General features: G+C 46.5%; 14 protein-coding genes. 4 read left to right on the forward strand and 10 right to left on the reverse strand.

All coding sequences use genetic code 11. The features are described from left to right. Nucleotides 1-2 precede the first annotated feature (2 nt). Nucleotides 3-1,247: a glutamate-5-semialdehyde dehydrogenase gene (locus C1721_RS01940; protein ID WP_102406672.1), complete on the forward strand. Its 1,245-nt coding sequence runs from the start codon at nucleotides 3-5 to the stop codon at nucleotides 1,245-1,247. Nucleotides 1,248-1,253: 6 nt separating this feature from the next. Here C1721_RS01940 and C1721_RS01945 read toward each other — a convergent pair whose 3' ends face one another. After that, nucleotides 1,254-2,687 carry a CCA tRNA nucleotidyltransferase gene (locus C1721_RS01945; RefSeq protein ID WP_102406674.1) on the reverse strand — a complete coding sequence of 478 codons (1,434 nt, stop codon included), beginning with the start codon at nucleotides 2,685-2,687 and terminating at the stop codon, nucleotides 1,254-1,256. Nucleotides 2,688-2,818: 131 nt separating this feature from the next. On the opposite strand from C1721_RS01945, the gene C1721_RS01950 reads away from it, so the two are divergent. Further along, nucleotides 2,819-5,422, forward strand: coding sequence for a chitobiase/beta-hexosaminidase C-terminal domain-containing protein (locus tag C1721_RS01950; protein ID WP_159063521.1), 2,604 nt, complete (start codon nucleotides 2,819-2,821; stop codon nucleotides 5,420-5,422). Nucleotides 5,423-5,448: 26 nt separating this feature from the next. Next, nucleotides 5,449-6,291, forward strand: a complete 843-nt coding sequence (locus C1721_RS01955) for an outer membrane protein assembly factor BamD (protein WP_102406679.1) — start codon at nucleotides 5,449-5,451, stop codon at nucleotides 6,289-6,291. Between the two features lie 124 nt (nucleotides 6,292-6,415). Here the strand turns inward: C1721_RS01955 and C1721_RS01960 are convergent, their stop codons facing one another. The 3 genes from C1721_RS01960 to C1721_RS01970 form a co-directional block, all read right to left on the reverse strand. Further along, on the reverse strand, nucleotides 6,416-9,022 hold the full coding sequence (locus C1721_RS01960) for a DUF6383 domain-containing protein (protein ID WP_102409193.1): 2,607 nt from the start codon (nucleotides 9,020-9,022) through the stop codon (nucleotides 6,416-6,418). Nucleotides 9,023-9,235: 213 nt separating this feature from the next. Further along, nucleotides 9,236-11,929 carry a DUF6383 domain-containing protein gene (locus C1721_RS01965; RefSeq protein ID WP_102406681.1) on the reverse strand — a complete coding sequence of 898 codons (2,694 nt, stop codon included), beginning with the start codon at nucleotides 11,927-11,929 and terminating at the stop codon, nucleotides 9,236-9,238. 720 nt (nucleotides 11,930-12,649) lie between these two features. Beyond that, nucleotides 12,650-13,501 carry a mechanosensitive ion channel family protein gene (locus C1721_RS01970; protein WP_102406683.1) on the reverse strand — a complete coding sequence of 284 codons (852 nt, stop codon included), beginning with the start codon at nucleotides 13,499-13,501 and terminating at the stop codon, nucleotides 12,650-12,652. A 151-nt stretch (nucleotides 13,502-13,652) separates the two neighbouring features. Between C1721_RS01970 and C1721_RS01975 the strand changes: the two genes are divergently transcribed. Beyond that, on the forward strand, nucleotides 13,653-14,474 hold the full coding sequence (locus C1721_RS01975; RefSeq protein ID WP_102406685.1) for a tetratricopeptide repeat protein: 822 nt from the start codon (nucleotides 13,653-13,655) through the stop codon (nucleotides 14,472-14,474). 254 nt (nucleotides 14,475-14,728) lie between these two features. On the opposite strand, the gene leuB is transcribed toward C1721_RS01975, so the two are convergent. The 6 genes from leuB to C1721_RS02005 all read right to left on the reverse strand — a co-directional run bounded on the left by leuB (nucleotide 14,729) and on the right by C1721_RS02005 (nucleotide 21,911). Next, nucleotides 14,729-15,790, reverse strand: coding sequence for a 3-isopropylmalate dehydrogenase (gene leuB / locus C1721_RS01980; RefSeq protein ID WP_102406687.1), 1,062 nt, complete (start codon nucleotides 15,788-15,790; stop codon nucleotides 14,729-14,731). Between the two features lie 120 nt (nucleotides 15,791-15,910). Beyond that, nucleotides 15,911-16,354 carry a methylglyoxal synthase gene (locus C1721_RS01985; protein ID WP_102406689.1) on the reverse strand — a complete coding sequence of 148 codons (444 nt, stop codon included), beginning with the start codon at nucleotides 16,352-16,354 and terminating at the stop codon, nucleotides 15,911-15,913. Nucleotides 16,355-16,503: 149 nt separating this feature from the next. Continuing rightward, nucleotides 16,504-18,012, reverse strand: coding sequence for an alpha-isopropylmalate synthase regulatory domain-containing protein (locus C1721_RS01990; RefSeq protein WP_199830391.1), 1,509 nt, complete (start codon nucleotides 18,010-18,012; stop codon nucleotides 16,504-16,506). Nucleotides 18,013-18,231: 219 nt separating this feature from the next. Next, nucleotides 18,232-18,822, reverse strand: a complete 591-nt coding sequence (leuD, locus tag C1721_RS01995) for a 3-isopropylmalate dehydratase small subunit (protein WP_102406691.1) — start codon at nucleotides 18,820-18,822, stop codon at nucleotides 18,232-18,234. Nucleotides 18,823-18,995: 173 nt separating this feature from the next. Beyond that, entirely contained in the window at nucleotides 18,996-20,390 is a 1,395-nt protein-coding gene (leuC, locus tag C1721_RS02000; protein WP_102406693.1) for a 3-isopropylmalate dehydratase large subunit, read from the reverse strand. A gap of 18 nt (nucleotides 20,391-20,408) precedes the next feature. Continuing rightward, nucleotides 20,409-21,911, reverse strand: coding sequence for a 2-isopropylmalate synthase (locus C1721_RS02005; protein ID WP_102406695.1), 1,503 nt, complete (start codon nucleotides 21,909-21,911; stop codon nucleotides 20,409-20,411). Between the last annotated feature and the right edge of the window lie 236 nt (nucleotides 21,912-22,147).

Genomic DNA, 22,147 nt, shown 5'->3' on the forward strand with positions numbered 1-22,147 from the left:
TTATGAGCATTCATATCCTATTACATCAGGCTGCAGAAACAGCACGGTCATTAGTCCTCACCGACGAGCAGATCAACAGTGTCTTAAAAGATACGGCTGATGCGTTATTAGCCGGTTGTCAGCATATTCTTTCGGAAAACAGGAAAGATTTGGATCGTATGGACCGGACCGACCCTAAATATGACCGTCTGAAACTGACAGAGGAACGTCTGCGGGGAATTGCTGCAGATATGGTAAACGTTTCCACCCTGCCCTCTCCCCTTGGTGCTATCCTGAGCGAGGCAACCCGCCCTAACGGCATGGTGATCCGGAAAATCAGCGTGCCTTTCGGTGTAATCGGAGTGATTTATGAAGCGCGTCCTAATGTAACCTGCGATGTATTTTCTCTGTGTCTCAAAAGTGGAAATGTTTGCATACTGAAAGGAGGCTCGGATGCCGACTTCTCGAACCGGGCAATGGTAGAAATAATACATACGGTATTGAAACAGCATGGCATTAACGAAGCTGTCTGTACTCTGCTTCCCCCGGGTCGTGAATCGACGCAGGAGTTACTCTGCGCTGTCGGGCTTGTTGACCTAATCATTCCGCGTGGAAGCAGTTCACTTATCAACTTTGTACGTGACAATGCCCGCGTTCCGGTTATTGAAACAGGTGCCGGGATATGCCATACTTATTTCGATAAGGCAGGAGACAAGGATAAAGGCCGAGACATAATAAATAACGCGAAGACCCGGCGAGTGAGTGTCTGCAATGCGCTCGACTGCCTCATTATTCATCGCGACCGCTTATCGGATTTACCCTGCCTTTGCGAAAAACTGAAAGACAGTCATGTAATCATTTATGCCGATGAACCCGCGCTAAAAGCCTTGCAAGGACAATATCCGGTAGACCTGCTGCTGCCGGCAACCGGAGATAGTTTCGGTACGGAATTTCTCGATTATAAGATGAGCATCCGCACGGTTGATTCCATCGAAGAAGCATTCGACCACATCGCCCGTTACAGTTCAAAACATAGCGAGTGCATTATCAGCGAAGACAGCAACGCCATACAACTATTCCAGCAGATGGTAGACGCAGCCTGCGTATATGCGAATGTCTCCACCGCCTTTACCGACGGAGCGCAATTCGGCTTCGGAGCGGAAATAGGCATCAGTACCCAGAAACTGCATGCACGTGGGCCAATGGCTTTGCCGGAGCTTACTACTTACAAATATCTCATTCAGGGAGACGGACAAACACGGAGTTAATAGAAGCTACTTGTCTGCCGCTTGAAGTCCCATTTTTTCCGCCTTTTGCAGCATAAACGCGTGAGCGGCCTCGTATTCATTGGGGATAACACCATCCAGAATGGCATTCTTTATCGCTTCCTTGAGTGCGCCTACCGGCTGTGAAGGCGGTAACCCAAAAGTTTTCATAATCTCCTCGCCGGATACAGGGGGCTGGAAGTTACGTACACGGTCCTTCTCCTCAATAGCCACCAGTTTCTCCCGAACCAAGCGGAAGTTATCCAGAAAACGTTTCACTTTCTCCGGATTCTTACTGGTGATGTCGGCTTCGCAGAGCTTCATCAGGTCTTCAATGTCATCTCCGGCATCAAAAAGAAGACGGCGGACAGCAGAGTCGGTCACTTCATCGTCAGCCAATGCTATCGGGCGCATATGCAGGCTTACCATCTTTTGTACGTACTTCATCTTCTCGTTCATCGGGAGCTTCATTTTCCGGAAAATACCCGGAATCATCTTTTCCCCAACAAAGTTGTGATTATGGAAAGTCCATCCCAACCGGGCATCGAAACGTTTCGTGGCAGGCTTGCCTATGTCATGGAAGATCGCACTCCAACGTAGCCAGAGATTACCGGTAGTTTTACTCAGTCTGTCCAGCACCATCAATGTATGAGCAAAATTATCCTTATGGCCTATCCCCTCCTTCGTTTCCGCACCTTTCAAAGCACAAAGTTCAGGAAAGATAAGAGGCAACAAACCACATTTGTCCAGCAGTTCAAACCCGACGGAAGGCTTTGGTGAAAGCACTATCTTGTTCAGTTCGTCAACAATACGCTCTTTGGATATGATGTTGATGCGTTCCCTGTTACGGATGATGGCGTCAAACGTATCGGGAGCAATAAAAAACCCCAGTTGGGACGCAAAGCGCACGGCACGCATCATGCGCAAAGGATCGTCACTGAAGGTAATGTCCGGATCAAGAGGCGTACGGATGGTCAGTTCTTCCATATCTGCCAATCCGCCAAAAGGATCGACCAATTCACCGTAGCGGTCTTTGTTCAGGCAAAGCGCCAAAGCATTGATCGTAAAATCCCGGCGGTTCTGGTCATCTTCCAACGTTCCGTCTTCCACCACAGGTTTGCGACTGTCATGGCTATAAGATTCCTTACGCGCCCCGACAAATTCCAATTCCAGCTCACCGCACTTTACCTGTGCCGTCCCGAAATTCTTAAACACAGAAAGGTTCGTTCCTTTTCCAAGCTTCCCCGCCACCGCCTTCGCCAGTTCTATCCCGCTGCCTACGGCAACTACATCAATATCCTTGGATACGCGGTTCAGGAAAATGTCCCTCACATAACCGCCTATTACGTATGCTTCCACACCCAGTTCGTCCGCCGCCGCCGATATAATATGGAACGGACGGGCCGAAATGTGTTTCAATATATTTTCTTGCTCTATATACATATACCTCTGTAAAATGGCACAAAGATAATTAATATTTAAGGAGAAACTCTCACTTTTTCATCTATGGATAGGTAAAATCCGGAAATTATCCTATAGATTTGTCTGTCATTTAACATAACTTCCAAATGCGTATGAAAACACGTACTTTTTTTATCTCCCTGATCTTCGTATTTCTATTTTGCACGATAGGGGTAGCCCGGGAACTCAAAGTAACCTCCCGGATGAGTTATTATACCCACGAAAAAACGGCGGAGATAATCGTTTACCTGCCAGAAGGAGAAGGAAACGTTTCCGTTGAAGGGGATAACACAATATTCGATCTGCATTCAGGGGTGAATTTAATTCCTGTAAAAGCCGAAACCCTCCACACAGGAGATAACAAACGTACGGTAACAATCACCCGTAAAAACGGAATAAAAGAAGATTTTCCGGTCAATATCATTCTCCTTACTCCTAAAACCAATGAAGTAAAAATAGACCGCCTTACCGGAAACCTGCTTATAGACGGATGGCAATGGTTGCCTGTCGGCTTCTATTCCAGCTTAAAAGACCACAACTATGAGTTCCTGCGGAGTGAAGTAACCCAAGGCATTAATTTGTATTCTCCATACCATACAATCTCGGCGGAGAATCAGGATGCGCGAATGGCTTATCTGGACCTATGCGCCCGATTGGGTATCAAAGTCAATTATAATGTATGCAGCCTGGCAGGAAGCCAGGGTGTCGGACTGAATGTAAAAGCTACTCCGGAAGAAAAATACAAAGCTTTGAAAGAAGAAATATTACGTGTGAAAGATCACCCGGCGTTACTCTCCTACTATATCGCGGACGAACCGGACGGACAAGGCGTAAGTCCGGAGTTATTAAAGCAATCGTACGACCTGATCCACGAATTAGACCCTTACCACCCTGTATCTGTCGTAATCATCAGCTCCCTTCCGGCACGTCGTTACGCCGGCACTTATGACATTATCATGGCAGACCCTTATCCTGTTCCCAACGCTCCGGCAACGGAAGCACCCCGTATGATTCGCGAAATCTACGAGCAGATGTGTTATGAAAAAGCCGTCTGGCTGGTTCCCCAAGTATTCGGAGGTGGAGAAATATGGACTCGCGAACCTTCTGCCCGGGAAGTCCGCCTGATGATTTACGGAAGTATCCTGGCCGGAGCCAGAGGCATTCAAGGATTCCACCGCATGCCCGATTCCGGTTCTCCGCTCCTATGGAACGGATTCAAGGAAGTGGCTGTGGAATTACAACAAATCGCCCCCTACTTATATGATCCCAACCCGCAACCGGTAAATTCGGACAAGGATCAAATAACGGCATGCGCTTACCGCCGGGAGGATAATCTGCTAATCATCGCCCAGAACACAGTCAATAATCCTCTGCCTGTCACACTCTCCATTCCGGAAACTATCAACGGCACAGCAAAGCTTATCTTTGAAAACCGGGAAGTGCAAATCAATGACGGGCAAATTACCGATATTCTTCCTCCCTTCGGGACAGGTGTCTATAAGATAGCCCTGAAAGAACAACCTTCCGCTATCGTCTCCGGAAACTTGCTTGTCAATCCCAGCTTTGAAGAGTCGGTAGAAGCCGGAGAAATGACAGGAGGAAGCGGAGGCGCAGGAGGCAAAGGCGCAACTCTATTCCCCGATCCCCGCATCGCTTATGACGGAGAAATATCACTCCGGCTGAACAATCCTTTCCGGAATGCCGGAGCTTCCCGTAGTCTGTTCCCGATAGACAACGAATCGGACCGGACTTATATTTTATCAGTGTGGGCCCGGACAGATGCGCGTTCATTGGCGGAAAACAAGAAGAAAGGAGAAAAAATGACATTCAAACTATCGCTCAATTCATTGGGTGAAGAAGAATTTGAATTGACTGATACATGGAAAAAGTATGAACTTATTTGTCCGCCTAAAGCCTACAAACGTACTCATCATGGCGGCGCGTCAGGTGCTATCACTCTAATAGGAGAAGGAACGGCCTGGTTTGACCTGGCACAAATCACGCCGGAAATATCTATTTCAACAAAACGGACGGAAGATCAGAAAGGATTCATTGTGTCCATGGAGTCATATTTGAAAGATGGAGAAATCCGTTATACAACAGATGGAAGCGAACCGGCAGCCTCGTCTTTATTGTACGAAAAACCGTTCGAAGTACGTTCCGTTCAGACAATCACGGCACGTGTTTACGCGGGAGGCAAAGCTTATGCCACCACCTCGCAGACAGTTGCGGCCCATAAGGCGCTCGATGCCAAAGTAACTTATCTCCAGCCTTACCATCCGAAATATTCGGCAGGAGGAGACAATGCCATGACCGATGGGAAATTCGCTCCCTTAAACGCGCAAGCTCCTTTATGGCACGGTTATCTGGGAAATGACATCGATCTGGTTGTCGATCTTGGCAGCATACAACCGGTTCACCGTATATCTTTGGGATTTTTACAATCGCTGACAGCATGGGTAATGCCTCCGAAGGAATTGGAAGTTCTCCTTTCCAACGACGGAGAAAAATATCGTACCGCCGGTAAAATCAAATACGGGGAAGCACACCAGGGCACGGGCGAATACGATTATATACGTGTTCCTTTTGTTATCGGCAAACTCCGTTCCAACGCCCGGTATGTACGTATTAAAGCCAAACACCCGAAAACACTGCCTTCATGGTACCGTGTTCAGGGAGAATCATGGATGTTTATAGACGAAGTCGTAATTGAATAAATAGGAATCAAACAAACAGACATAAGATGAAAAAGTCAACTCTATGTATAGCACTCGCCGCTCTTGTTTTAGCAGGGTGCAACAGCAAGGAAAAAGAAGCGCAGGCACGTCTGGACAAAGCGCGCGCAATGTACGAACAGGGTGAGTTTTATTCGGCAAAGAACGAAATAGACAGTATCCGCGCCCATTATCCGAAAGAATTTAAAGTATTGAAGGCCGGTCTTGCCTTAATGCGTGAAGTTGAATACAAAGAGTCTGAACGTACACTGGCATTCTGCGATAGCCTGATGCCTGTCAAACAACACGAAGCAGACAGCCTGAGCCGTGGATTCACTTTCGAGAAAGATTCGCTTTATGAAGAAACAGGCAACTATATCTGGAAACAACAGACAATAGAACGCAACGTGCAGCGGTGCTATGTACGGTGTGGTGTAAATGAGAAAGGCGAGATGTATCTGGCAAGTGTTTACTATGGCAGCCGCCCCATCGACCACACAGGCATCAAGCTAAGTACAAAAGATGGTTTATTTGCCGAAACAGCCTCTATTCCTTATGACGGCGGTGTAAATTACCGCTTCAAGGATTTATGCAACATCACGGAAGTGGTCACCTACAAAGGAGACAACGGCTTGGATGCTGTCAAATTCATTTTCACAAATGAGAAAGAACGTATTAAAGTAGAATATACGGGAGGCAAACCGTACGTTATCTACATGGCGGACGCCGATAAGAAAGCCGTAGTAGCCACTTATAACCTGGCAACCGTACTGAGTGACATTGAAAACATGCGCAAGGAAAGTGAAAAGGCGCAGAAAAGAATGGCTTATCTGAAAAACAAACTGGAAGGTTCTACCAACCCGGTACAATAACGTTACAGACATTCGGGAAAAGAAAAAGAGCCGTATGGCAAGACCTCTTTTACGGAAGGTCGCCATACGGCTCTGATACATCTATTATTAATATTACTTATTGATCAATCATACAATCCGGTCATTACTTCACAACTACCTTTTGGGCATCGCCACCGTCAACAGCCACTACGATAATACCCTTTTCGGAAGGAATAGAGAAGTTATCGGAGGTTGCGATTACGGTCGCAATATTCTGTCCTAAAATATTTGTTACGGTAATCTTCTTGCCTGCGGCATTGTAAACAGTTACCTGATCGTTACCACCGGTTATAACCACTTCGGATACATTAATATCTTCATTGCTTGTAGGAGCATCCGTCGTTTCTACTGTAAACGGAACACCTACGTTAGACATAACAACTACGTTATTTACCATACCGATATACGGAGTGCGGAAACCGCCGCCTGAAATATCCCGGTTCAGTTCCCTCTGGTTTTCCAGCTGATAACCGCCATCTTCCATCGTCTTGAACGCAAACAGGGCAGGACTGTTCTTCATTGTCTTAATCGTATCATTCACAATGAAACCGGCACGATAGTAAGTAACATTGTTGTCTGTCACCGTTTCGTTAGAGTCACGCAAAGAAACCAGATAATAACGGCCATCCGTTTCAGCCTTCGTTTCCGGCAGATGCAATGCTGTAGAAATGTAATACAAAGTCTTGCCCGGTATTACGGTATCCACCTTTTCAACCCACAAACTAAAGTTGTCGGCTTCATAACCGGATTTCAATATTTCCTGGCCCTCATTCTTCATCTCCGCAAAGAAATTAAGCGGGTTCATGGTCAGATACTTTCCATTTGATATTAACAACCTGTGGGAATTATCAAACGAAGCATATTCAGGAGCGTCAACCGTTGTAAAGTCAAAGTAAGCAACCTTGTCGGACAAAATCAGATTCGCGTTATTAATGTCCAGAGATACAAATTCCGGACCGGCAGTCTGCATCTTATATTTACTGCCTTCCAACGCAGTTACAAACGTAAATGTAAGAGCCTTGCCTGCTGTAGAAGTCAATACCAAACCGGTGTTGTTCGGTTCTACATTGTTGGCTACAGAGTCGTTCGTAAACTGTTGAAGCAATTTATAAGTAGCTGTATACAGTTTGTCACCCAAGCTGGTTGCTCCCGTATTAACGGTTGCGTTAGGGATAGAATCTTCTACAATAGCCACCTTGAAAGCAATAGGAGTTTCCGGGCTGCCTGCCTTTGCACGCAACATGGTATCGGTAGTAAATACCGGCAGATTACCAACACCTATATCGGCAACTGCACTCAACTGATAACCGTTGTCAGCTATTTCGGAATCAGAGAAATGAAGTACGCCCAAGAACTTATTGTCGAAGTTTACATCCTTCTGATAAACGAATGTGATCGAGTCCGTCCTGCCGGATATAGTATATGTATTGGCCATACCCTGAACAGGGAATACTTCCTTGTTCATACCGAAGTCCGAACCGTCGTAACGGCTGCCTATACTATATTTACCATCATTTTCCAATACATACCACTGTCCTTTAGCCTGGAATACCGACAAAGAATCCGCACCCATCAAAGGCTCTGTGTTTTTACTGGACACAAAGTATTTGCCACCGCCATTCTTGCCGGCGTTCTGCAAATAGTAAACACCCGTTCCCGTAGCGATAGCGGAAGGAGTTCCTTTCTTAACCGTGATAAGAGGAGCAGCTCCCTGCAACGGGGCATTTCCTTTACTTGCGTCATATTTGGATACAGTAAGCACCTTCGCGGAAGCTACACTGGCATAAACCACACGAACCGTATCCGTAGTGGCAGTACCTACGCTTAAATCGCCATTCACATCAGGAGCGCCGGCAACATACATAGCCAGCGAATCATTCTTTAAGTCGATAGTGAATTTAAATTGCTGGCATAAAGCATTCGGCCTTACCACCGTACGGGTTGAGTCGATAGTGAAAGTAGCGCCAAACACATTTTGCTGGCCGGCTATCGCAGTTTTCAACGTATCTACACCCAGATATTTAGCAACGCCATCCGGATAAGTCTCGTCTCCTTTCACCTGCAAAGTCATAACGTCTTCACCTGTTACCTGCTTAGCCAGCAAGTCTTTTCCGGAGAAAATATCCCCCTGGTAGGTCTCGCCGAAAGTTAACTGGAAAACAGAGAAACCGTTGCCCATTTCCGTAGCGGTAAGTACCATTGCGGAGTCCGGCGCGTACACTTTAAAATCGGTCGTCCCGGTAGTTCCCAATGACAAATCATCTCCGGAAACATCCAAAGCCAGAGATTGCCCGTTGCCATAATAGGCTTTTATAACTCCGTTATCAAAAGTCCATTGGTTTATACCTGTCGCAATAACAGGTTCAGCGCCGGCTTGCGCGGCAAAAGAGAGAACCGTTTGTGTTGTCTTATTCTTAAACTGGTAAACGATACCGGCAGGAGTAGTACCGGCATTTGTAATTTGCCACAAAGCAGAATCAATGGCCGCTTTTGCAGGAGTAGCATCAAAAGTCTTTACAATAACAGAATCCGATTTATCTCCGGACAGAGACAAATATTTCGTACCGTCGGTTTGTAAAAGATAATAATTACCGGCAGTCCATCCATCGGCATCTACAGGTTGGGCCGACGTAACCACATCGGCATGAGCTGTAAACGCACCTGCAACCATAAACACGGCAGCCGCTAAAAGAGTACATTTCTTGTTCATATTCATCTATATTTTATTATACAATCAAACCATTAACAAGGGCTCTTACGGAAATGTTTTCCCGGCTTCCGGCATTAACTATGATTTAGCTACTTATAACAAATGCCCGATATAATGAGGATTTGGGCAGGCATAACAAAAAAACCCCGCCGGATTACTCCGGCGAGGTTCATTCTATAGGAGGGTAGGAAATCCTACTCTATTTTTACATTTTTATTCTACAACAGCCTTAACAACTTCACCTTCTACCTTCACGATAACTACGCCTGAAGTAGCAGGAATTGTTTCAGCGTCAGAAGTAGCAACTACAGTGGTTGTGCGGCCAACTACGTCAGATACAATGATCTTCTTACCGGCAGCGCCATATACTGTTACGTTACCAACACCGGCAGCAACCTTGATTGTGTTAGCGTCGATAGCTTCATTTGATGTAGGAGTTTCGGCAGCTTCAAATGTAATAGGTTGAGCAACAACCATATTTGGAGCGGCAAAAAGAACAACATCATTTACTACAGCCAAGAATCTGTTTGCAACGTTCATCGGAGTGATAACATAGCTGTCACCAACAACTTTGAACATCATAACAGATCTGTTTGCAGCGTTAGTTACCTGGATAGGAGCATTTGCAGCAGTATTTGCATACCAGATAGAATCTTTCACTACGCGTGTTGCAACGAACAATGCGCTATCAGCAACTATACCGGCTTCATTATAACCATCTGTTTTACCTACTGTCAAAGCAGTACCTACAATTGTATCATTATCAACATTTGCACCCTTATAGATATAGTATCCATAGTTTGTATTATCAGCACCTCTGTCTACATAAGCGCTATCAATATACAAAGCGAAGTCGTCTGCATCCAAACCGGCTTTCAACTCATCGCTTTCACGCATGAATTTAGCAACGCCGTTATTGTTGGTAAGCATGTCGTAACCCTTATAGATATTATAGTGTCCCAAAGGAAGTTTTGCATAAGTAGGAGCATCGCCGCCTTCAATCTTGAAGAATGTTTCCTTACCGGCTACCAGTTCATTATAAGCAACTGTCAAATAAGTAGCATTCATAATTATAGCACTATCAGGATTTACAGTTTCAATATTAGATTTTACAATCTGATAACCTTCACCATTAATACCTGAAACGAAGAAGTAACGTTGAGTACTATCTGCGTCTACAGCCATCTTTACAAGATTTGCGTCAGTAGCATAGAACTTGGATTTTGCATTGTAAGGTCTTTCCATTGCATAAGAAACACGCATCAATGTATCACCTAATTCCTGAGCACCGTAATAAACCGTATCACAAATTCCGTCTTTAGCGATATCCGAAGTCAAACGCATTTGCAATGCATCATCGAATGCAGTCTTAGCACCGGCTACGATAGAATCCTGAGTAGTTGACAAATAAACATCGTCAGTTGCTTTAGAAACCAATTTGAATGCTACAGCGCCATAACCCATTTCTTCTTTTGTGAAGAACTTATAACCTACGCTCTTATCAGCCGCATTTACATCAAGTTTTGTAAATAATACAGTATCAACACCTGCACCATTTTCAAATGCATAAACTCCGGCAGCAGCGTTCTTTACTGAATAAAGAACTTTCTTATCCAACAGCAGTGAAGCAGGAGTAGCATCACCATAAGTTTGGCCATTTGTTCCTACCTGAGGATCAACAGTTTTAGTTTCACGAGACTGGATTGAATAAGTACCGTCTCCATTATCCTTTACAAATGCTTGTGTATATGCAGCATATGGAGTAGCTTCGTCTGCACTGTATTCATAAGCGCCATTAGCAAATACCAGATATTTGCCATTACCTGTAGAATTGCCACCCGTACCGATAAACTTCAATGAGTAAACGCCTTCACCTGTTGCTAATTTAACAGGATCACCCTTTACAAAAGTAATGAACGGAGCAACAATCTGAACAGAGTCGATAGTCAAAACTTCTGTACTGTTTGCCAACGTTTTATAACCTACAAGATATTTATCAGCAGTATTGCCACCATGGTCTACAATTGAATATGCGCCGGTTGCATTATCAAATACAACAACCGTATCTGTAGTCAAATAGATTGAGTCATTGCTCAAATTCATAAATACATTGAATGATTGCAAACCTGCATTAGAAACACCCTTATAACGAGCATCACCAGCAGCAACCAATGTATCCAATTGGAACTTAGGAGCCTTTACAGAACCTGCATAGCTAGCAGTATCAACAGTAATATATTGTGCCGGTTTTGTTCCAGCAGCACTGTTTTCGCTTCCTACAACCTGGAATTTAAACTTATCTTCACCGCTAACTGCACCAGGAACTGATGTCGGAATCAATTCTGTTGCGGTAAAGATACCACCATCCTTATCACCAAAGCTAAATTGGAAAGTAGTTGCGTTTCCTGTTAAATCTTTAGTAGTCGTTAATCGAATTTCAGGAGCATCCGTTATTTTCAATGCAGTAGCATTTGCTACATCACTAGCCAATGCACCGGCAGCATCACTATAAGCAATGATTTTGCCATCGCCAATGTATGCATAAATTGCCACGTCTTCTTTAAAAACGAACTCTGTTACACCTTCTGCGATTTTTGCAGTAGCACTTGCGCTTTTTGCAAAAGAAAGCAATTTGTTTGTAGCCTTATTAGTGAATGTGCATACTGTGTCACCACCTGTTTCAATTCTGATGATCTTAACATCCCACAATGCAGAGTCATTAAGAGCCTTTGTTGTAAGAGTATTAACAGCTTTCATTTTTACAGAGTCTACAGTGGGTACATCTTTAGACCATGATAAAGCTTCTGTACCGGCAGGATTTGTCAGCTGTACATACTTTACCTGAGCTGTAGAGACCACTGTTAATGCTGCGAACGCAGCCAAAAGAGTAGAAAATCTCTTGTTCATAATTCAAATAATTTATATTAATACTAAGTAAATAAGTTCTTTAAATCAAATATTCCCTTCAATAAAAACGTAACAAGGGATTAAACCGAATATTCTTGCCAACAAAAGTAAACATAGTTTTCATATCTGCAATTGTTTTCCTTCAATTTTTTTTCTTTCTATATACTTTCTTATCAACAAAATAACATAATCCGTACGAAAGTACCGTTTCTTTATACAAAGTCTTCCTTTTTTTCTTCAAGTCCTGTATTTACCAATACTTCTTTAGCAGCCTAAACTTATCCGGAACGTATTATATATTAATGTACGCGCGTACATAATTTTCTAATCTTCAAACATCGTTCCATTTTGTTCCATGCCGGTGAAACAAAAGTTTCATCCCGATGGAACAAATGTTTCATGCCGGAGGAACAAGTGTTTCATGCTGATGGAACAACTGTCTCATGCCGGTGGAACAAATCCTTTTACGTTAATCATAAAGAAAGGCCCGCAATCGAACGACTGCGAGCCTTAAATCTTTCTTGTTTACAATCAAATAATACTAAAGTAATAAAATAAAGTTCTGAAATATCTTTATTAAAGGGAAACAACTCCCTTCCATATATGCTTTATTTTAGTTTACAAAGATAAATCTTTTTATCCAACAGATATATAATTTATTATTCATCTTACCAATCCTGTTGGTTTATGAACAAAAAGATTCGTTTTAAGTACATCTTCCTAATCTTTGGCCTGGTGTACAGTAAGCTGAGGGAACGGGAATCCTATTCCTTCGGCATTGAAAGTTGCATAAACAGCCTGGTTTATATCAAAATAAACGCCCCAATAATCCGCGCTGTTCACCCATACGCGCACTACAATGTTTACACTGCTGTCTGCCAAAGCAGTCAATGCGATAAACGGAGCGGCCGGTTCTGACAGGATGCGCGCATCTTTTGCCAGAATGGATTCTATCACGGATTTCACTTTTTCATAGTCACTTCCATAGTCAACACCAAATGTCCAATCCACACGACGGGTAGACTGATGGCTGAAATTGGTCACCACTCCGCTACTCAACGAGCCGTTCGGGATGTAAATTACCTTATTATCTGTAGTGGTCAGTACCGTATGGAAAATTTGTATTTCCTTCACGCTGCCACCCACGCCTTGAGCTTCAATATAGTCACCTACTTTATAGGGTTTAAACAAAAGGATAATCAATCCACCCGCGAAGTTAGACAGATTACCGCTCAACGCCATACCGACAGCCACACCGGCAGAAGCCAGCAACGCGGCAAACGAAGTGGTTTGTACGCCCAAAGCCCCTACTACAGAGATAATCAGCAAGATTGTCAGTACCACATTTACCAGACTGCCGACGAATGTCTTTACCGACAAATCGATATCGCGTTTACTCAATATTCTTCTGACCAGCTTGTTTATCAGGTTTATAATCACCCGGCCCACAATAAAAACCAAAAGGGCCTTTATCAATGTCCAACCTAAACTGGAACCTTGTTCTACCAGTGTTCTTAATGCTCCTTCCAACTTTGTGCCGGCCTCAACCGTTTCTACTATTCCCAAAATCATATTTATTAATTTAAAGTTATCTTATTTATATAACAATTTTAACCACGAAAAGTCTTACAAAGTGTAGCAAAGGTATAAAGTTTTTTTATTCCTGCGAAAGGATTGATTTATTGAGTAGCTTTGCTACGAATAACAAATTAAACATAACAGAATGAGATTCTTCGCCCTATTAGCCGCACTACTCCTGTCTATAGGCCATACGTATGCCCAGACTTATGAAGAATATATTCAGAAAAGCTATGACTTTCTGGATAAAAATGATTTGGTTTCCGCAGAAGAAAGTATAAAGGCCGCCATGCACCTGGAGCCCGGGAATCCGACAAATTACGCGCTGCTTTCCAATTTAGGGACCATTCAACGCCGGCAGGGCAAACTGGAGGAAGCATTGGTTTCATACACTGCCGCGTTAAGCCGCCAGCCAAAGAATACGGGAATACTGGAGAACCGGGCATCTTTATACACCGAACTAGGCGAAACAGAAAAGGCACTGAATGATTATACCGCCCTTTTGCTCATTGACCCGGAGCATCAGGAAGCCCTTTATTGCAGAGGGTTGCTTTACATCCAGCTAAAGAATTTCCTTTGGGCCGAACAAGACTTCGACAAGATTCTGGAAGTTAACGAGAAGTCCGTCCGCGGACGTTTGGGGCATGCCATCCTCGAGAAGCTGCGGGGGAATTATGAGATGAGCGAGCGTATATACAACTACCTGATCAGTGAAATGCCACGCGACTGGATACTGTATGAAGGCCGCGCGGACGTTTACTTTATGATGGGAAAGAATGCACGCGCCATGGCCGACATAAACCGGGTATTTACCGAAAGCACGCCAAGCGCCGCTCTTTATGTGTTACGAGGTAAAATAAAACTGGCTCAATACGAGAAAGAAGGGGCGGCTCTGGACTTTGCCAAAGCGAAACAGATGGGATACGATCCGGAGGTAATCGGTGAGTTATTGAAAATGACGAAATAAGAATCCGCCCTGTGCTTCCGTAAGCCACAGACGCTTTCCCTTGTCTTGGCGGACTTGATCCGCCATCTCATACTAATGACAGGAATGTAGTTTAGGATGAGGTTGCGGGTCAAGCCCGCAAGGACAGAAAGAGAGTGGCAACGACAGGAAGAGAATTAGAAAATGAACAGAGGATCGCAGACTTTTATTGAATTAATAAAAGTCTGCGATCCTCTGCGTGTTCTGCGTAGTCCGCGTTCCCTTACAGTAGTGTCTTAATGCTTCCGGATATAGTCTACAATCCATTCGCCAACCTCTTTCGTGCCATACTTAGCACCGCCGGCAACCTGAATCTCGGGAGTACGCACGTTGGCATCCAATGAAGCGTCTACCGCTTTACGGATCAACGCGCCCTCCGCCTTGCAGTCGAAATACTCAAACAGCATGGCAACGGAAAGGATTTGAGCCAACGGGTTAGCGATGTTCAACCCTTTTGCCTGAGGCCACGATCCATGAATAGGCTCGAACACCGGTGTGCTTTCGCCAGTTGAAGCAGACGGAAGCAAGCCCATAGAACCGCTGATACAAGACCCTTCATCCGTCAGGATATCGCCAAACGTATTCTCGGTAACCATCACATCAAAGAACTTCGGTTCCTGGATCATACGCATGGCGGCATTGTCTACAAACATATAGTCGGTAGTAACTTCCGGATAATCCGGAGCCATCTCCTGGGCAATCTTGCGCCACAAACGGGAAGAAGCCAGCACGTTCGCCTTGTCTACAACCGTAAGGTGTTTGTTGCGCTTCATGGCATACTCGAAACTTACTTTCAAGATACGTTCAATCTCCGGACGAGTGTACATGTTCGTATCATACGCCTTATCATTATCCTGGTACTTTTCACCGAAATACATGCCGCCGGTCAGTTCACGGATGCACAGGAAATCGGCCCCGTCAACCAGTTCGGCACGCAAGGGCGATTTATGCAACAGGCACTTGAATGTCTGTACCGGACGGATATTAGCGAACAGTCCCAGTTTCTTACGCATGGCCAAAAGACCTTGTTCGGGACGGACCTTTGCCGTAGGGTCATTATCAAACTTAGGATCACCCACTGCCGAAAAAAGCACTGCATCCGCCTGCTTACATACCTGATAGGTTTCTTCGGGGAACGGATCACCTACTTTGTCAATCGCATCTGCTCCGCAAATAGCATACTCGTAATTTACTTTATGTCCGAACTTCTCGCATACGGCTGTCATTACGTTTACGCCTTGCACAGAAATCTCAGGGCCGATACCATCACCAGCCAATACTGCAACTTTCAATTCCATATAATTTAATATTAATTTGCCAATGTGCCAATGTGATAATATGCCAATGGAGATACCAATTATTCAATTCTTTAATTGGCACATTTAGCGAAGCGCCACATTGTCCAATTGGCTAATTATTTAATCTCTTTTGAAATACTCATACTTTGGTTCTGTGGGTACATAAGAATCGTCGTCCCACAGCGAGCTTGTAATCATCAGGTCGGCACTGTAACGGTTACAAGCGATAGGCACATTATGAACGCGGCACTGGCGAAGCAACATCTGAATGTCCGCTTCATGAGGCTGCGGATTCAGGTCGTCTATCAGGAACACTGCCAGATCCACCTCTTTACGAACTACCATAGCCGCAATCTCGGCATCCCCGCCCAGAGGACCGGAATGCATACAGGTCATATCAACGATAGCACCGGTTTCTTCCAACGCCTTTTTAACAAGCCCGCCCGTTGTTCCGGTACAAACCAGATGATGATGTGACAGGTACGCTGCATTGTGAACAGCCCATTCAACCATATCGGCCTTCCGATTATCGTGCGCTACAAGCGCAATAGTCAACCTTTTCATAACTTAATAATTTATCAATGTGTTAATTTGCCAATGTGCCAATGATAATGTGCCAATGTGATAATGTGCCAATATGCCAATGGAGATACCAATTATTCAATTCTTTAATTGGCACATTTAGCGAAGCGCCACATTACCATATTGGCACATTATTCTATCTTATTCAACATCTTTATTGTCGCCTTAATGGCTGCCTCCGTCTGGTCGGCATCCAATCCGCGCGTCTTGAAATCTACTCCGGCAAAGTTCCAGCTGATGACGGTCTGCACAAAAGCATCCGTACGTCCGCCGGGCGGGATTGTTACGGAATAATTCGTCAGCATCGGGAACGGACGTCCCAAGTCCGAATAGATACGGCGGAGAGCACGAACGAAAGCATCATACTGCCCGTCGCCGGAAGCCGACTCCTCGTAAGCTTCGCCGTCTATCTCGATCTTGAGCGTGGCAACCGGCTTTAATCCCTGAGTCAAAGATAGAGAATAATTCAATATCCTGACCCTCTGGTCGGCGATAGCATCATGGTGCAACACGTCGCTGATGATATACGGCAAGTCCTCGGGAGTTACCGCCTCTTTCTTATCACCCAGTTCGATGATCCGTTCGGTTATCTTGCGCATGGATTCTTCATCCATATCGATACCCAGGGTTTCCAGGTTCTTGCGGATGTTCGCTTTGCCGGAAGTTTTGCCCAAGGCATACTCGCGGACACGTCCGAAGCGCTCGGGAAGCAGGTCATTGCAATACAGGTTGTTCTTGCTGTCGCCATCGGCATGCACACCGGCACACTGCGTGAAGACGTTCTCGCCAATGATCGGCTTGTTGAGCGGGATATGTACGCCCGAGTAGGTTTCCACCAAACGGCTTACATGGTTGATGCGCTCTTCGCGGACACTGGTTTCTTCACCCAACTGGTCTTTAAGCACAGCTACCACGCTGCTAAGCGGCGCGTTTCCAGCCCGTTCGCCCAGACCGTTTATGGTGGTATGGATGCCTTTTATACCTACCCGGATAGCGGAATATACGTTGGCTACAGCCAGGTCGTAATCGTTATGAGCATGGAAGTCGAAGTCCAACGCCGGATAACGGTCTACCATCATCTTACAATACTCGTAGGTATTGCCGGGATTCAGAATGCCCAACGTGTCCGGTAGCATGAAGCGGCGGACAGGCAGGTCTTTCAATGAGTCTACCAGCTGGAATACATACTCGGGGGAGTTCTTGATGCCGTTCGACCAGTCTTCCAGGTATATGTTTACATCTATGTTCCTCTTGGCAGCGTTCGATACAACAAAACGAATGTCTTCGATATGCTGTTCGGGGGTCTTGCGAAGCTGTTCGGTTACATGCCTGTAAGAACCTTTACACAAGAGGTTCACTACACGGCAACCGGCAGACTCGATCCAATTCAGCGACACGCACCCGTCTATAAAGCCCAAAACTTCCAGACGGTCCAGGTTTCCGGTACGCTTTGCCCATCCGGCAATCTCTTTTACGGCCTCAAACTCTCCGTCCGACACGCGTGCCGAGGCAATCTCTACCCGGTTCACGCCCAACTCGCAGAGCAGCATCTTCGCAATACTCAGCTTCTCGCGTGCCGAGAAAGAAACTCCCGAGGTTTGTTCCCCGTCCCGGAGGGTTGTATCCATTATCTCTACCATATTCTCATTTCTCCTTCGTTGTTATCTTTTACTTGGTATTATGAGGGAACGCGGACTAAAGGAGGTACACCAACCGCCTTAGCTCCAGCCCTAGCGTGTCATTGCGGGCTTGACCCGCAACCTCATACTAAACAGAAAGCCCTATTATCAGGATGAGGTGGCGGATCGAGCCCGCCATGACAGACACTATGACACATCCCCATTCCCTTCATGTTGGTTTTACGACCGGGCAGCTTCGTAGGCTTCGATTTTGGACTGGTTGGCAAGGAGGTAGTCGATATCGTCGAGGCCGTTCACCAGACAGTCTTTCTTGTAAGCGTTGATGTCGAAGTGTTCGCTGCGGCCGGTGGCATTGTTGGTGATGGTTTGCTGAGGCAAATCTACCGTCAGTGTTGCTTTCGGGTCGGCTTCTATGGTGGCAAAGACTTCGGCAAGGAACTCCGGTGATACAACAACGGGCAAAAGTCCGTTGTTCATGGAGTTGTTCTTGAAGATGTCGGCAAAGAAGCTGCTTACCACTACGCGGAAGCCGTATCCAGCCACTGCCCACGCGGCATGTTCGCGGCTGGAGCCGCTCCCGAAGTTCTTGCCAGCCACCAGTATCTGCCCTTTATAGGTGTCCTGGTTCAGCACGAAGTGGGGGTTCGGGGTTCCGTCCTTGTCGTAGCGCCAGTCGCGAAACAGGTTATCGCCAAAGCCCTCGCGTGTGGTGGCTTTCAGGAAACGGGCGGGGATGATCTGGTCTGTGTCCACATTCTCCAATGGCAGGGGGACGCAGGTAGAGGTTATGCTAGTTATCTTCTCTTTCATTTTATGTTCGTTTTAACTGGTTATAATTTCATCTTTTGTATGTGTAGGGCTATCGTCCTTTTTCTCTCCGGTGTGGAGAAGCCTCGTTCTCCGGTGTGGAGAAGCCCCATAGCCCGGTGTGGAGAAACCCCATAGCCCGGTGTGGAGGAGTTCCATACCCAGGAGTGGAGCTTTTACAGCTCGCGCGGATCGGTGATGCAACCCGTCACAGCCGCTGCGGCAGCCACCAACGGACCTGCCAGGATGGTGCGTGCGCCCGGTCCTTGCCGGCCTTCAAAGTTACGGTTGCTGGTAGATACGGCGTACTTGCCGGCCGGTACTTTATCATCGTTCATAGCCAGGCAGGCCGAGCATCCGGGCTGGCGCAGCTCAAAGCCTGCTTCTTCCAGTACCTTGTCCAGTCCTTCGGCACGTATCTGCTTTTCAACCAGCCAGCTTCCGGGTACGAGCCATGCGGTTACATGGGCGGCTTTCTTCTTGCCTTTCACCAGGGAGGCGAAGGCGCGGAAGTCTTCTATACGGCCGTTGGTGCAACTGCCCAGAAAGACGTAGTCTATCTTCTTGCCCAGTACGGGCTGACCGGCGGTGAAGCCCATGTAGTCCAGCGATTTCTTATAGGAGATGCGGCTGGCCGGGTCTACGCTTTCCATCGCGGGGATGTTCTCGCGGATGCCCATGCCCATGCCCGGGTTTGTGCCGTAGGTAACCATCGGTTCGATGTCTTCGGCATGAAACAGTATTTCTTTGTCGAACACGGCATCGGGGTCGCTGTAGAGCTTGCGCCATCCGGCAAGGGATGTTTCCCATTGTCCGGCACGGGGGGCGAACTCGCGGTCTTTCAGGTAGGCAAACGTTACGTCGTCCGGGGCAATCATGCCTCCGCGCGCACCCATTTCGATGGAGAGGTTGCAGATCGTAAGGCGTTCTTCCATCGTAGTGTTGCGGATAGCTTCGCCGGCATATTCAACGAAGTAGCCGGTAGCGCCGCCGGTGGTCATCTTACTTATAATGTATAGCGCGAAGTCTTTGGCCGTTACGCCCGGTTTACGCTTTCCGTCGATGGTAATACGCATGGTCTTCGGCTTGCGTTGCATGATGCATTGGGTAGCCAGCGTCATTTCCACCTCGCTGGTGCCGATACCGAAAGCAATCGCTCCCATCGCGCCGTGGGTGGAGGTGTGTGAGTCGCCGCAAACGATGGTCATGCCCGGTTGCGTAAGTCCGTTCTCAGGGCCTACCACATGGATAATACCATTCTTGGGATGCTGTAGGCCGTAATAGGTGAGACCGAAGTCTTTCGCGTTCTTTTCCAGCGTATCCACCTGGTTCTTCGATACGGGGTCTTCAATAGGCCTCTCCTGGTGAAGCGTCGGTATATTGTGGTCCGGCATACAGGTGATCTGTGCAGGGCGGAAAGGTTTCAATCCGCGTGAACGGAGTCCCGCAAAGGCTTGCGGACTGGTTACTTCATGGCAATACAGCCGGTCGATGTATAGCTGTATAGTTCCGTCGGGAAGTGTATCTACTACGTGTTTCTCCCAAATCTTTTCAAATAATGTCTTGCCCATAGTCTTTATTTTTATTATTCAGCCAACAATAAACTTGTTAATAGCATCTACAAAGGCTTCTACGGAAGCGGCGATAATGTCGGTATTCGCCGAGAAGCCGTAATACGTAGAGCCGTCATACTCAACCTGCATGTGCACCTTTCCGGTATCATCACTGCCTTTGTTAATGGCTTGGATAAGGAACTCCTGGATGGTCATGTCGTTATTGCTGATGGCTTTCTTGACGGCTTTGATACCCGCATCCACAGGCCCGTTGCCGGCAGCCGCTTCATAGCGTTTCACGCCGGAGAGGCTCAGGCATACGCTGGCTACCGACTGTACGCCTATGCCACTGGTAACTTGCAGGTATTCCAACTTAATACGGTGCGTGGCGGTACGGTCTTTGCCTACAAGCATCAATACGTCGTCGTCGTTGATATCCTTCTTGCGGTCGGCCAGCTTGAGGAACTCTTCATATACATTATCCAGCTTTTCCTGCTCCAGCTCTACGCCCAGTACGTGCAGGCGGTTCTTCAGGGCGGCGCGTCCGCTGCGGGCGGTCAGTACAATGGCATTGTCGTCGATGCCCACGTCTTTCGGGTCGATGATTTCGTAGGTCTGCACATTCTTCAACACACCATCCTGGTGGATTCCCGAAGAGTGCGCAAAGGCATTGCGGCCTACGATGGCTTTGTTGGGCTGAACCGGCATGTTCATCAGGCTCGACACCATACGGCTAGTTCCGTATATCTTGGTGGTGTTGATATTGGTAACGATCTCGCGTTCCTTGTGGCTTTTAAACACCATGGCGATCTCTTCCAGCGAGGTGTTGCCGGCGCGTTCGCCAATGCCGTTGATGGTAACTTCCACCTGGCGAGCGCCGTTCAATACGCCCTGTACGGTATTGGCGGTAGCCATTCCCAAGTCGTTGTGGCAATGGGTAGAGATGATAGCGTTGTGGATTCCGTCTACATGCTCCATCAGGTACTTGATCTTCGCACCGTATTCGTCTGGCATGCAGTAGCCGGTAGTGTCCGGGATGTTAACGACTGTAGCGCCTGCCTTGATAACGGCCTCCACTACACGCGCCAGATATTCATTGTCCGTACGGCCTGCGTCTTCACAATAGAACTCCAGATCTTGCACGTATTTCTTCGCGTACTTGGTAGCAGCGATAGCACGTTGCAGTATCTCATCCTGGTTGGAGTTGAACTTATACTTGATATGGTATTCGGATGTACCGATACCGGTGTGGATACGTCCGCGCTTGGCAAACTTCAAAGCTTCGGCGGCAGCATCTATATCTTTCTCTACGGCACGGGTCAGGGCGCAAATAGTAGGCCATGTAACCGCCTTTGAGATTTCAACCACACTCTTGAAATCACCCGGACTGGAAACCGGGAAGCCGGCTTCAATAACATCAACGCCCAACATCTCGAGAGCCTTTGCAACCTGTATCTTTTCCACTGTGTTTAACTGGCAACCGGGAACTTGCTCCCCATCTCGTAATGTTGTGTCGAAAATGAATAATCTGTCTGACATATTCTTATTGTTTAATGTATTAATATCCTGCTATCACTCCCAAGCATTAAAAAAGCCTTTCTCACAAGGAAGTGAGAAAGGCTCTTTTAATTATTTATCATGCCCGAAAAGCATACAGTCTCACTTCCCATCCCGTTCCCAGAGTAGAATAATAGATAGAGAAATAATGAGGCTATTTTGTATGTTCCGTTCCATTGTCTGTTTGTTTATAACGCTGCAAAGATACAGTCTTTTTC

This window comes from Parabacteroides bouchesdurhonensis, from assembly GCF_900186615.1.
GTDB lineage: Bacteria > Bacteroidota > Bacteroidia > Bacteroidales > Tannerellaceae > Parabacteroides > Parabacteroides bouchesdurhonensis.